The organism is Companilactobacillus keshanensis, assembly GCF_003946205.1.
In the GTDB taxonomy this organism is placed as follows: Bacteria; Bacillota; Bacilli; order Lactobacillales; family Lactobacillaceae; genus Companilactobacillus; species Companilactobacillus keshanensis.
Window position 1 is genome coordinate 15,091 of record NZ_RHOS01000015.1, and the last position, 14,146, is coordinate 29,236.

8 protein-coding genes are annotated in these 14,146 nt (G+C 34.7%); 4 read left to right on the forward strand and 4 right to left on the reverse strand.

What is annotated here, in order from left to right; all coding sequences use genetic code 11:
- Positions 1-189: 189 nt before the first annotated feature.
- Complete coding sequence (locus EKM64_RS08385; RefSeq protein ID WP_164505343.1) at positions 190-3,687, forward strand: BspA family leucine-rich repeat surface protein; 3,498 nt, start codon at positions 190-192, stop codon at positions 3,685-3,687.
- A gap of 122 nt (positions 3,688-3,809) precedes the next feature.
- Here the strand turns inward: EKM64_RS08385 and EKM64_RS08390 are convergent, their stop codons facing one another.
- A complete protein-coding gene (locus EKM64_RS08390; protein ID WP_125677560.1) occupies positions 3,810-6,347 on the reverse strand; it encodes a hypothetical protein in 2,538 nt (845 codons plus the stop codon).
- Between the two features lie 240 nt (positions 6,348-6,587).
- Here EKM64_RS08390 and EKM64_RS08395 point away from each other — a divergent pair, with 240 nt between their 5' ends.
- Positions 6,588-7,109, forward strand: a complete 522-nt coding sequence (locus EKM64_RS08395) for a GNAT family N-acetyltransferase (RefSeq protein ID WP_125677562.1) — start codon at positions 6,588-6,590, stop codon at positions 7,107-7,109.
- Between the two features lie 65 nt (positions 7,110-7,174).
- Here EKM64_RS08395 and EKM64_RS08400 read toward each other — a convergent pair whose 3' ends face one another.
- Positions 7,175-8,500: a sensor histidine kinase gene (locus EKM64_RS08400; protein ID WP_125677564.1), complete on the reverse strand. Its 1,326-nt coding sequence runs from the start codon at positions 8,498-8,500 to the stop codon at positions 7,175-7,177.
- Complete coding sequence (locus EKM64_RS08405) at positions 8,493-9,176, reverse strand: response regulator transcription factor (protein WP_125677566.1); 684 nt, start codon at positions 9,174-9,176, stop codon at positions 8,493-8,495. The genes EKM64_RS08400 and EKM64_RS08405 overlap by 8 nt, the downstream gene beginning before the upstream one ends.
- A gap of 221 nt (positions 9,177-9,397) precedes the next feature.
- Between EKM64_RS08405 and EKM64_RS08410 the strand changes: the two genes are divergently transcribed.
- Positions 9,398-11,677, forward strand: a complete 2,280-nt coding sequence (locus tag EKM64_RS08410) for a glycosyltransferase family 39 protein (protein ID WP_125677630.1) — start codon at positions 9,398-9,400, stop codon at positions 11,675-11,677.
- A 15-nt stretch (positions 11,678-11,692) separates the two neighbouring features.
- Positions 11,693-12,652 (forward strand): glycosyltransferase family 2 protein, encoded by a 960-nt coding sequence (locus EKM64_RS08415; protein WP_125677568.1) that lies wholly within the window; start codon positions 11,693-11,695, stop codon positions 12,650-12,652.
- Positions 12,653-12,958: 306 nt separating this feature from the next.
- On the opposite strand, the gene EKM64_RS08420 is transcribed toward EKM64_RS08415, so the two are convergent.
- Entirely contained in the window at positions 12,959-13,936 is a 978-nt protein-coding gene (locus tag EKM64_RS08420; RefSeq protein ID WP_125677570.1) for a GMP reductase, read from the reverse strand.
- Positions 13,937-14,146 lie beyond the last annotated feature (210 nt).

The window sequence follows — 14,146 nt, forward strand, 5'->3', positions numbered from 1 at the left end:
AATATCCTCTATTTTTACAGATTAGATAAAAATTCTGTATAAATAGAGGATATTTATTTTGTTGGTGGGAAATTTTAGATTTAGATAAAGTTCGTCAATATTTGTAATGTACTTTAAATTTTTCACTTTTTTTTGTTTAATGATTTAAATTTGAAGTAGTATAGGAATTAAGAGGGGATGGCAGATGATATGAGATTTCAACAATTAAAATGTAATCAAAATATTATTTTAAGAAAAAGGTTATATAAGTCCGGTAAAAATTGGATGATTAAATCTAGTCTGAGTTTTGCTGGTGGATTGATCCTTTTTGGAGCAACTCAAGTCTTAACTGTGTCGGCCGATACAGTTCCTAGTGTTCAAACTACGCAAGATGTAGACAGTAGTGGTTCCAATCAATCAAATACTGCTCAATCAAATACGAACACAATTGGAAATTCTAGTAATAATAAGTATTCTACAAATAGTGAGCAAAAAAATACTGTGACTGTTAATAATCAGTCTAATAATAATTTAACCAATAATAATATGAATGATTCTGAATCGCAGAGGACTGTACAATATAGTGCACAACCTTCAGAACCAGTAGCCCAAGCTAATGCGCAGGATCCAACACAGAGAAATCAAGTGCAACAAACATCCAACGCGACTGCTACGACTACAGATCCGTCTACTATTCCAACTGGAGCACAAAAATTAGGCAGTTGCTATTACTACGTTGATGACAATGAAGTTATGCACTTTACTGCTGGTGAATTTACACAGGCTCAATATGATGCAATCCCCAAAGATGACAATGGCCCTGTTTTTAAGGGGATAAATTATAAACCATACAATAAAGTTTCCTTTGATGGTAAGGTCATAGCACATGGTAGCATTGCAAAATTTTTCCAATTTACACAGATAACTTCTATTGATAATTTGGATAACTTTGATACTTCAGACGTAACTGATTTTAGTGATTTTTTAAATTCCAGTAAAATACAATCATTTGATTTAGGAAAAATTGATACTAGTAAGGCTACCTCAATGTCTAATATGTTCGCAAGTTGTAGTGATTTGACGAGCATAAATACTAGAAAGAGCGATGGTACGATATTTGATACTTCTAAGGTAACCAATTTCTCGGGTATGTTTGCTAATGATAATTCTTTAAAGTCCTTAGATATTTCTGGATTAGACACCCAAAATGCTGTTGATCTTGAAAGAATGTTTATGGGGGACGCAAATATTAAATATCTAGATGTTTCTAGTTTTGATACCTCCAAAGATACTAATATGGATTCCATGTTTGAGTGGCTCGGTCAAGCAGTAGATGGTATTGTAAATATCAATGGATTAGAAAAATTCAATACGTCTAACGTAACCGATATGTCCTTTATGTTTGCAGGGGTTAATTTTAATGCGGCGGAATTAAAGGGATTTAATACGTCAAAAGTAAAAAGTATGAATAGTATGTTTTGGAAATCTACTTTACAAGGCAAATTAGATTTGTCTAATTTTACAGGAGATAGCTTGGTATCTATGTCAGAAATGTTCTTGGATGCAAAGGGACTAACAGAAATTGATTTGAGTAACCTGAATACTCCAAATTTAATCGACAGTCAGGGTCTGGACGAGGAATTGTCGCTCTGGGGAGCCTTTGAAGGCTGCGAAAATTTAGTTAAAGTTGATCTTTCAAAGTTTAATAGTAAAAACGTCAATAATTATATGAACCTTTTTAAAGACTGTTCAAAGTTGACCACAATCATTTGGCCAAATGAATCAACAGATTCAGCTACCAAGTTTAATAGTATGTTCAGTAACGATTCTAGTTTAACTTCAGATAGTTTGGAGTTTTTGAATCAATTTAATGCATCTAAAGTGACCGACTTTAGTTCTATGTTTTATGGTTGTAGTGCTATAACAAATCTTCATTCCATAGAATCATGGAATGTTAATTCAGCTTCAAATTTAGCGCAAATGTTTGATGAAGATAAATCACTAACGGATTTAGATTTATCCAGCTGGAATCTTAATAATGCAAATGATTTCAGTTGGCTATTTGATGCTTGTATCTCTTTATCCAGTTTGAAATTGCCAGAATTTGATGATCCTAAAGATTCTAATAATTTTAATATGTCTAATATGTTTACCGGTGACGATAAATTGAATTTACTAGATTTTTCAAAATTCAATGTTCCAATTGGCACCGATAAAGAAAATATGCTTACCGGAGTTAAGCATTTATATAAATTAATTCTCAATAATAAAGTAAATTTGGATGATTCCAATCTAAGTTATTATGATATTTATAAGGGTTGGTATAATGTCGGTAATGGTACTGACGAAGATCCTGAAGGAAATCTGATATTACATGATGGTAACGAGATGATGAAAACATATAGTAATGACAATGGACCTGATGAAACATGGGTTATTGCCGAACGTAAATTTGTTAATTATCAAGTTAAATATGTTGATTATGATACCGGTAAAGTTTTGGATAAGTCTTATAATATCAGCGATGAAACTCGTGAAGGATGGCCCTTAACAATTCAGACTTTAAAGGAACGTAATATTTCTGTGCCAGGTTATGATATGGATACATATTATTATGGACCTGATGATACGGCATATTCTTATGATAATGGAGAAGATCTAACGGTTATAATTCCTATGTACGGAACCGACGCTGCCAATAATCTGATATATACGGTAAAAGTCAAAGCATCTAACCTTATTATTAAAGTTAGTGATATTGTAAATCCAATAATTTTGCCAGTAGGAGATCCTAATCCAGTTTCAGCCAATAAGAATTTCGAAAGTTTGAATAGCACAAAACAGTTAAATCCTGACAAAACAAAGATCGATCTTAATATGGGTGTTAATAATGGTGATGTCAATAGTTCTGAAACTACGCTATTTAAAATGATTTATGGTAAAGATTTCTCTGGACCGTTTCCAGCTACAGTAAAAGACTTGGTTACTCAAATTCTTTCGGCCGCCAATGTATTGAGAAATGGAATAGTTATACGTGCATGTTCATTAACCATTGATCCCGTATACATTACTAACCCTGATCCAAATAATGGCAATAATTCTGGTGGGACTACAAACGACCGGGTTGTTACAGCCATCAATCAAACAAGTGCTACTTTTGCTGACAGACCAGCAGTTCAATTATATGATTTTGATGGAAAAGCCATTGAAGGTAGGATGCTTGGAATTAATACTGATTGGAAAAATGATCAGAAAATGACCTTAGATGGTCAGACTTATTATCGAGTATCAACAGACGAATGGGTCAAAGATAATGATGTATACATTTATGTTGGGTATTTAGCAAAAGTAAGGACTTATAAAGAAAATAAAGTTCAATTGAAAAATGCTCATTTGGATGATGCCAGAGTACTTGATCCATCAACTGATTGGAAAACGGATCGCTATGCGATTTTGAATGGACAAAACTATTACCGTGTCTCAACTAATGAGTTTGTACCTTTTGATAAAGTTTATGAATATCAAGACTCTGACAAAGTTATACATTCAAAGCGTGCCACTCCGATTTATGATGAACGTGGAAATGATGTTCTAAATACTTTGATTCCAAATTCGGATTATAAAACTGATAAGTCCGTTAATATAAATAAAGAAACATATTATCGAGTATCGACTGATGAATTTGTTAAAAAATCAGATATTATTTAAATTATTCATATGTGATTTATAGAAAATAAGAAAGTTGGACAAAACATGGTTAACTTTCGACCATAAAGACAAATAGACACCGTAATCCGATTTTGGATCACAGTGTCTATTTGATTTCAAATTTATAATGATTCAACAGCTTTCCAAGTCCAAGTGCTGGTGTAGGTTCCAGCAATAGTTGAATGATTATTTTTAAAATCTAGTTGAATATTATTTTTAATAGTATCTGTTAAATTTGTAGTTGTAAGCCATTCTTCACTGCTTGCAGCCTGAGTTTCACCAATTAATAATTCCTTTGCTTCAATAGGTTGGTTGTTCCAATAAAATTTGTGATCTAAGGTTCTTTCTGATTCAAGATCATGAGTAAAATTATCAACTGAAAGGATTACTTTCAGAGGGGACTGATTTTTTGATCTGAAATCATGAACTTGTAAAGAACCACTAATATCTGGTTTTATTTTTCGTGTGCTTTTATCAGAGGTCGATTCAGTACCAAAGTCGATTGAATGTGGTGCTATTAATTGATAGGAACCTTCTTGATGTTGAAAGAAGAATGTATCACTGTCGCTATTATTATCGTAATCAGTAATAGTCAAAACGACTTTATGTAAGTTTAAATCATTGAATTTATTGATCGATAATGCTGGTAACTCCCAGAAATAAATAGTTCCAGGAGACTTATTTTCGAAATCTTGAAATAAGATTTCTTCATTTTCATCATCCACTTTGTAAGTAACGCTTTTAATTTTTTGACTATCCTTATCAGACCAGGTTCCAGTTAAGGATAAATTATTTGTTGTAGGATTGAAAGGATTTGTTTTAGATGATTCAGGACTCAAAATATCTATCGTTGGAACAATTGATGGTGGGGCAGTAATGTTAATAACGGTTTGAGCAACTTCGGATAGATTTCCGTCGCTATCTTTAACCCAGACCCGTAAATAATGTAATCCATCCGTCAAATCGGCAATAGAAATACTATCAGACCATTCTTGAGGTTTACCATTTTTTGAACTTTGTTCTGATTGACTTAGTTTTTTAATGAGTTTTCCTTGGTGAGTGTCATCAGTATCGATATTATAGTAAAGTTCAGCTCTTGTACTATCGAAATCATACCAAGTTCCAGTAACCCGATAATTTTGAGCACCATTTTGAATAATATCAGGCATAACTTCGGTTCCTTTTTGATCAAGTTCAATTGCTGGAGCAAATTTTGCTCCGATGATATCTATTTGTGATGCATAATGCATTATAACTGATTTTTCGACATCTAGTGTTTGAACCTTAGTGTGCATTGCAAAACCTGAATCCCAAGCACGTTCATTTTCACGAACGCCACCAAGTCTAGAGCCAGCATTAAGATTTAAACCGGCATCCCCGAGGTCATTCATGTCAGAAAAACTATTTTTTAAACCTTTAGGAACATCGGGTGAAATATAAGTTCCATGTGATACATCACCCTCTCCAACATACCATGGGAATCTTGAACCTCCTCCTAGTCCAAGCAAACCATTACTGTAACCTTTATGCTGGTCATGTGCCTTAGAAATTGATCGCCCGGCCCAGCTTGAAGGACCATTAGGTAAATTGGTGAATAAGTTATATCTGGATACGGTTATTCCAGATTGTAAATAAACACCACGATTATTTCCCAATGCTCTAATAGGAACAAAGTCACCAGCTTTCTTTCCATTATCATCTCTGATCTCTGCGAAATCCTTTGTTAAAGTAAAGTCTTTGAAAGCAAATCCCATAAATCTTGAGATCGGTTTAGAACCAGTATTTTTATAATTTATTTCTGTAATAACACGACCATTTTTTTCAAATCGTTGAACGATCTTTACTTCAACTTCATATAATGTGTGATTGCGTTTTACCTGTTGAAAGAAGACCATTCGCTGCTCTTCAAAACCGGTTTTAGGATCAATTCGATAGAAAAACATTGGAGCCTCAACCATACTGTATTTTTTTTCTAATACTCCAGGCCCAGCCACAGATGGACGATTTAGTCGATCAGAGGGAACCTCTAAATCATAAATATCAGTGGTAACGAAATCACCTTTTGCTCCAAATGAACCATCTAGAGAGTGTGCGTCACCGTATGTATTTCCATAAATATGATTACCTGCTTCAGTGGGACCATTATTAATGTCGCCACCTCTTGGAACAGTGATTACTAAAGAATTTGGTGCCGTTAAACTATCGACACGTCCGATAGCATGACTATTGTGGGTATCCTTAGCAAAGGCAGCTTTTATTTTCATGCCAGTTGAAGCAAAAGTATAGTCCCCAAAATATAAAAATGGAACAGCAGAAGTACCATCAGCGTGTTTCAATACAGGTCCCTTACCAACTCTTAAACTATCACTACGGATCCAAGTAAGTTCTTCTGCATCCGGACCATCTGTCTCTAAATCCTCTTTTGATATGTTTTCAGATTCGTTGACCATTGTCTCATCGTCATTTTCTATTTCGATTGGAGTTTCGTCAGCAGGTTCAAAAATTTCATTTTTGGGATCAACCATATCACTTAGATTTGTTTCAGTAATTTTGTCATTGGCTACGGTAGTAGTTGCGTAACCAGTATATCCTTCAAAAAGTAAAAAAAATATTCCCATTGTTAATGCTAGGAATAAACTAAAAATCGCCATTTTAATCATAAAGAAATGTTTACCTCTCAAAATTCAATATCATGATATATTATCACGATAAATGGTCTAAAAAAATTCGATATTTGAAAGGATACCTTGTTATTTTTGAGGGCTGAAATATCAAAATATAAATTTGAATTATTATTTGAAACGCCTGTAGACAGGGGTTGAATGGGATTGACAAAGTATATAGTAGGTCTATCATTATAAATAATATTTTTTTGATGATAAATAAAAGGAGTGCGAATCATGTTTAATGTATTTGTGAGAAGGGCTTTAAGTAGCGATCTATCTAAAATTGTAAAAGTAATTAATGACGCAAAAAAGTTGATTAAGGGCAGCGGTAGTCCTCAATGGCAAGATGGGCAACCAAGTAAGTCTGTATTAGAAGAGGATCTGAAATTAGGCCGGGGATACGTCTTAGTTGTAAACGGTGAAGTGGTAGGATATACAGCTTTAATGCAATCAAATGATCCCCACTATGATGTCATTCAAGAGGGTTCTTGGGTCAATACGACTGACAAGTATGCTACTCTACATCGTGTTTCAATTGCCGATGGATATCGTGGCAAACATTTGAGTGATTTTATGATCTCTAATTTATTTACGATTGGTTATGGACTGGGCTTTAGAAATTTCCGAATTGACACTCATGAAATGAATAAAGGGATGCAACATATTTCTTTGAAATTTGGATTTGAGTATCGTGGAATTATTTATGTTGGATCTAAGGAAGATGATCGTAGACTAGCTTATGAATTAAATATGTAGTTTTTTATAGTACTAGCTAAATAGACCAAGTAATTCCTAGAAAGGATTACTTGGTCTATTTATTTTTAGTGAGTGTGTTTTATCGGAAGTTCAATTACAAATTCACTGCCTTGAGGTAAATTATCACGAACAAATATCTTTCCGTGATGTTCATTCATGATTTGTTGGGCAATAGCTAAACCTAAACCATGTCCACCACTGTTACGATTTCTCGATTTATCAACTCGATAGAAGCGACCAAATATTTTCTTCTTGTCAGAGTCTTTAATTCCGACGCCTGTATCCGAGATAACAATTTGATATTTAGATCCTTCTAAATTGTCATAAATTCTGATGGTTCCATTTTCAGGTGTGTATTTGGTAGCATTATCTAGCAGAATAATTAGAACTTGTTTAATTTTATCTCGATCGACATTTAGAGTCACTTTATGCCTGATATTCTCTTGAAAAACTTTTGACTGGGAGTTGATTATATCTTTGAAGGGCATGATGGGGTCTTTGATAAAGAAATCAGGCTGAGTTAATGTAAAGTCAAATTTAGTCGTAGCTTGGTCCGCTCTAGCCAAAATCAATAAATTATTTGTGAGTGAGTTCAAGCGACTTACTTCATCTAGTGAGACGGAAATTGATTCCGCCTCATCTAAAACAGTACTTTTGGGGCGTGTTAGCATGTATTCCAGTTTTCCCTGAATAATTGTCAACGGGGTTCTTAATTCATGAGCAGCATCATTTACGAATTCACTCTGTTGCTTCCACGATTTTATGATTGGAAACATCGTGATCCTCGTCAATACATATGAAAGAATCAATGCTATTATCCAAAAAATGAAGAAAGTCATAATCAGAATTTTTTGGAAGTTTTCCATGGATTGAATCTGTGTGTCAATATTTTGCATTATCAAAACATAATGACCCGCGTACATTGGATTGTTGTTATTTTTTGAGACTTTGATCAAGTAGGCTCTAAAACTCATTTTTTTAACGGTCAAAGTTTGTTTGCTATTGATATTTTTTTTATTCAATTTAATTTGTTTGAGAACCGAATATCGATTTCCTAAGCTTGATTTATTTAATAATTTACCCTTTGCGTCAAAAACTAAAATAGACGTCTGAAAAGGGGCCCTTGGTTCTGGTTGTTTATTTGATTGTTCATTATTGGGCCCGTGTGGATCGACAATACCGGTATTTTGATGCATATCAGGTTGCTTTTGAATTGTAGTGACCTGATTTTTGATGTCTTGATCGATACTTCGATATGTTGCATTTTGAAAACGATTGAAAATTATTATTCCTAAAGTCAAAAATAAAACGGCGAAAGTTGCCATGATAGAAAAAAATAGTTTTAGCTGTTGTCGACGTGTGATCTTATTCTGCTTAGTTTTATTATTCATCCTGACAAATATACCCTACATTTCTAATGGTTTTTATAAAATAATCGTTTTTAGACGGGCGTAATTTTTTACGTAAATTGCTCATATAAACCTCTACTACGGTGATAGAAGTATCGGAATCAAATCCCCAGATACGTTCAAAAATTTGATCCTTAGTCAAAATTATATTTTTATTTTGTAAAAGATAAACTAATAAGTCGTATTCCTTACCATTTAAAGAAATTGAATCATCTGCGATCGAAACGTCATGATTATTTAAATTTATTTCTATATTATGTAATTTCAAAATCGATTCATCAGCAGAGATCCCACTACGTTTTAAGAGCGCTTTGACACGGGCCTGTAATTCTTCACGATGAAACGGCTTAGTCAAATAATCGTCTGCGCCCAAATTAAACCCATGGACTTTGTCATCTAGTTCAGTTTTGGCAGTTAAAATCAGAACAGGTGTATTTATCTGTTCATTTCTAATATTTTTCAAAATGTCATAACCGTTCATCCCTGGCAGCATTAAATCAAGAATTATTAAATCATGTACGTCTTCTGTTGCGGCAAATTTTCCACTAAGTCCATCATTTTCAATATCTACCTGTGCGAAGTCCGACAGGAAAGTAGCTACGTTATTTGCTAAATTCTCATCATCTTCTACAACAAGAATCTTTATATTATTTTGCATAATTAACTCCTTTGATCAATGTTTCCATTATAAATCAATTAATCCAATTTAAGCTTAATTTAAGTTAGTTTGGATAATCTAGATTCGTCATAAAGAAAGGATGTTAAACAAATGAAAGATAAGTTGATGAAGTCAAGGACAATAATATTTTCACTCCTTATTTATTCAATCATTTGTTTCTTAATTAATATTACTTTTTAGGAATTGGAGATTGATAAATGATGGAACAAAAGGAACCAATGCGTTCAACTAGGAACAAAAAGACAAATTTTTTAACCAGATTAAAAAGTATTAAGTACGATTATTGGTTGATTGCCATTTTGATTTTGGCCGCATTTTTATATGCATGGAATATTTGGGAAGCAGGAGAGGCTAATGACTTTTACACTGCTGCCATAGTAAGTATGACCAAGAGTTTCAAAAATTTTTGGTTTGCTAGTTTTGATCCTGCCGGATTTATAACGGTCGATAAGCCTCCAGTTGCCCTATGGTTCATGACCATAAGTGCCAAAATATTTGGTGTCCATGGTTGGAGCGTTGTACTACCTTCAATTCTATTTGGAATTGGATCAGTCTACCTTATATATAGCCTGGTTCATAAAAGATTTGGACGAGTACCCGCAAGATTGGCCGCGTTATTTATGACTTTAACACCGATAGTAGTAGCCGATTCAAGAACTAATAACATGGATGCTACCTTAGTATTTTTCTTGTTATTATCGGTATATTTCACTCAAAAGGCCGTTCTAAAAAATCAACAAAGATATCTCTGGATTGGTTTTGCCTTAATGGGAATCGCATTTAATGTCAAAATGTTACAAGCTTTTATGATTTTGCCAGCATTATATTTGTATTATTGGTTAGCTACAAATATAAGTTGGAAAAAGAAATTACTTCATTTATCCATTGCCACAGTATTTTTGGCCATATTTACTTTGATTTGGCCATTATCTGTTGATATGACGAATTCAGCAAATCGTCCTTATGAGGGGGGATCTGAGACTAATTCGGCCTTAGAACTTGCCTTTGGATATAACGGGACACAAAGATTATTAGGACAAACAACTGGTACTGGCGGGGCTTTCCCTGGTATGGGTTCAAGCTCTTCCAAGAAGAGTAAATCCATGACTCCTCCAACCGGCAAGAAATCATCCAAAAATGCACCAACTCCTCCTAATGGCAGTAAAAAAGGAACTGCGCCAACTAATGATGGTGGACAACCTGGTGGAAACAATGCCAAAGGTGGTGGAGCTGGTACTGGTGGAGCAGGTGGAGGTGCCTTCAATATAGGTACCGCTGGTCCATTACGTCTATTCCAAAAAGAATTGGGCCCGCAGATCAGTTGGCTATTGATAATTGCTCTATTAGGATTGATCTCGAGTTACTTCTATTATCGTGGATCTAAGATGAAACGCTGGTATTCATTGACACCGCAAAGAAAAGAACTTTGGCTCTGGGCTGGTTGGTTAGTTCCGGTCTTTGGATTCTTCTCAGTTGCCAGTTTCTTCCATCCTTATTACACTATTATGTTGGCCCCAGCCATTTCTGTTTTAGCTGGTGTTGGTATATTCACTATGATCAAGCAATGGAAAGAAAAATCTGAATGGTCGATGCTTCTACCGGTTTCCATTTTGGGAACGTCAGCATTGCAAGCCTGGTATGTATTTGATGATTATAAAGTACTTGCATGGGTATTGTTAGCTTTAGGTATTCTGATTTCTATCCCATTATTCGTTCTACCATGGGTCTCAACTAGACTTAAATCCAAACGATCTTTTGCTATTGCCGGTGTTATTTTAGTAATGTTAGCACCAACATTTTGGTCATTAACACCAACTATTGCTGGTTCAAGTGATGGAATCCCAAGTGCTGGTCCATCATTGTTAAGTTCAGCCGGTATGGGTGGTGGTGTAGGTAGCGGATCAGTTGATAATACCTTGTTGAAATATCTTGAGAAACATCAGGGTAATTCTGAGTATTTATTTGCTACTGATGATTCTAGTACAGCCGCACCATACATTGTTGAAACTGGTAAGGCCGTTATGGCCATGGGTGGTTTCAATGGTACAGATAAAGCAATTACTTTGAAACAATTCAAGAAATTAGTTAAAGAAGGAAAGCTTAAGTATTACTATGCTGCAGGTAAAACTGGTAGTGGCAATTCTGCGATAGTTAGTTGGATCAAAAAGCATGCTAAAAAAGTCACTTTAAAGAGTAGTACTGAATCAGCCGTTTCTTCTGTAACAACAAGTACTAAGACAGACAGTTCTAGCGCACCAAGTGCGCCAAGTGGTGCACAAGCTGGTGGCACACCTCCTTCAGGCTCTGGTACCGCTCCAGAAGGAATGAAAAAGCCAAGTGGATCTATGAAGAATATGAAAAAGCCTTCTAAAAAACCATCTGGTACAGGAAATGCACCTGGTGGTACGTCAGAAGGAATGTCGGGTGGTCCTGGCGGTCAAACCGGAACGCTTTATGATCTATCAAGCATTTACGATTAGAAAGGGACGATTATCATGGATCAATTAATTTCTATTATTTTACCTGTCTTCAATGAAGAAGCAGGAATTCAAACTACAATCGATACTTTATTAAATTACGTTGAACAGCAAAAAGAACGTTATGAGTTGATTTTTGTTGATGATGGATCAAAGGATCGTTCAATTCAAATTATTGAAAAATCAATGAACCAATACGAAAATATCAAGTTGGTTAAGTTTTCGAGAAACTTCGGCCATCAATTAGCCATTACAGCCGGTCTACAGTATGCAACGGGCGATGCCGTGGTAGTGATGGATGCAGATCTACAAGATCCTCCTGAAGTTATTCCTAAAATGATTCAGAAATGGCATGAAGGTTATGACATTGTTTACGGAAAAAGAATGCAAAGAGATGGCGAAACAATTTTTAAAAAAGTTACCGCATCGGCATTTTATCGAATCTTTAAAAAAATGGCTACTATTGATATGCCACTAGATACAGGCGATTTTCGATTAATGAATCGAAGAGCAGTCAATCAATTACGTAAACTTCATGAACAGGATCCCTTTGTACGTGGACAGGTAACTTGGATCGGTTTTAAGCAGACTAGTGTTATGTATCATCGTCAGGAACGAATGGCTGGTGAAACTAAATATCCACTTTCTAAAATGATCAAATTGGCTGTTGATGGAATCACATCATTTTCAATGAAGCCCTTACAATTAGCTAATATTTTTTCAGTCGTACCGATCGTTAGCGGAATCTTTAGCTTAGGATATTTATTAATAAGTGGCACTTATAGTCTGGCCTCAGTAGGGGTTACAATTCTGTTGTTTACCTTAGGATTATTATTACTATCAGTTGGCATACTCGGCAGTTATCTTGGTCGAGTTTTAGATCAAGTTAACAATCGTCCGAGATTTATTGTCAGTGAAACTGAAGGTTTTCAAGAACGAAACATACATCATTTGCATGCCAGACAGTCACAGAATTAGATAAAAAAGGGATAGAGATGTTAAAAACTTTGTTAATGATTTCGGCGTTGTTCATATCTCTAGGATTGTTAATGCTACCAAATGATAGTGATTCAAAAGATAAAAAAAGGAGGTGAAATCTGGTTTTCCTAATTAACTTAGTAAAATTTCAAAAAGTAAGGATAAGATACTTTTTAAAATTTGAGCAATATGGTACAGTAATGGTAAATTTGATAGGAGTTGCAACTTTTGTCAAATTGAATATGAACTATCCCATTCATTTAAAGAAGCTGACGAACACCCAGTCGTCAGCTTCTTTTTTTTATTTTAATGTAAATCACCGTTATAAATCGAGTTCTTAACGATAACATAGTCAACTTTACGTAGTGACATTAGATCTTTACCACCAGCGTAAGAGATAGAGGACTGAAGATCTTGTTGCATTTCTTTTAGAGTTTCCATTATTGGACCTTTAGCGGGTAACAACATTCTCTTACCTTCAACATTTCTATATTCGCCTTTTTGGTACTCTGAGGCAGATCCAAAGTATTCCTTATATGTTTTCCCATTTTGAACGTATACAGAACCGGGGGACTCCTCATGACCAGCTAACATTGAACCGATCATCACCATGTCAGCTCCAAAACGTATCGACTTGGTGATATCTCCGTCAGTTCTAATTCCACCATCGGCAATAATTGGTTTAGTTGCGGCTTTAGCACAAAGTCTAATAGCAGCCAATTGCCAACCACCAGTACCAAATCCTGTTTTTAATTTAGTGATGCAAGCTTTACCAGGTCCAATACCTACTTTAGTTGCGTCAGCACCAGCGTGTTCCAGTTCGCGAACGGCCTCAGCAGTACCAACATTACCAGCAATCAGAAATGAATCAGGTAGTTTTTCTTTGATGTATTTGATCATGTTAACAACACGGTCACTGTGTCCGTGAGCAATATCTATCGTGATATAATCTGGGACTATTTTTTGCGCTACTAATGAGTCGATAAAATCAAATTCTTCTTGTTTGATTCCAACACTGATTGAAGTATAGAGATTTTTTTCTTCCATATCTCTAATAAATTCAATACGTTTTTCAGGTTCAAAGCGGTGCATTACGTAAAAATAATTATTGCTTGCTAATAGTTCAGCAAGATTTTCATCAATAACAGTTTGCATATTAGCTGGAACAACTGGTATTTTGAAAGTTTTTGGCCCAAATTTGATACTCGTGTCGCATTCTGAACGACTATCAACGATACACTTATTCGGAACTAATTGAATATCTTCATAATCAAATACTTGCATTTGCTTAATCACTCCGTAATAACGAACAATAATTATTTTTATTTTTAGTTTCGTTCGTATATTTATAATTTAACTGGTAATTGCTACATTGTCAAATAAATTGGTTAAAAAAGATTGTTCAGGTTACTGAATCTTTAGTACAATTTATGAGTGAGATTAAATTAGTTTTAAAAATTGTAATGATATATTTGACAGTCCAATGTCAAATTG

Excerpts from the sequence above, each read along its gene's own strand:
- EKM64_RS08385 (WP_164505343.1), top strand. The coding sequence starts at position 190 with ATGAGATTTCAACAATTAAAATGTAATCAAAATATTATTTTAAGAAAA.
- EKM64_RS08390 (WP_125677560.1), bottom strand. The coding sequence starts at position 6,347 with ATGATTAAAATGGCGATTTTTAGTTTATTCCTAGCATTAACAATGGGA.
- EKM64_RS08395 (WP_125677562.1), top strand. The coding sequence starts at position 6,588 with ATGTTTAATGTATTTGTGAGAAGGGCTTTAAGTAGCGATCTATCTAAA.
- EKM64_RS08400 (WP_125677564.1), bottom strand. The coding sequence starts at position 8,500 with ATGAATAATAAAACTAAGCAGAATAAGATCACACGTCGACAACAGCTA.
- EKM64_RS08405 (WP_125677566.1), bottom strand. The coding sequence starts at position 9,176 with ATGCAAAATAATATAAAGATTCTTGTTGTAGAAGATGATGAGAATTTA.
- EKM64_RS08410 (WP_125677630.1), top strand. The coding sequence starts at position 9,398 with ATGGAACAAAAGGAACCAATGCGTTCAACTAGGAACAAAAAGACAAAT.
- EKM64_RS08415 (WP_125677568.1), top strand. The coding sequence starts at position 11,693 with ATGGATCAATTAATTTCTATTATTTTACCTGTCTTCAATGAAGAAGCA.
- EKM64_RS08420 (WP_125677570.1), bottom strand. The coding sequence starts at position 13,936 with ATGCAAGTATTTGATTATGAAGATATTCAATTAGTTCCGAATAAGTGT.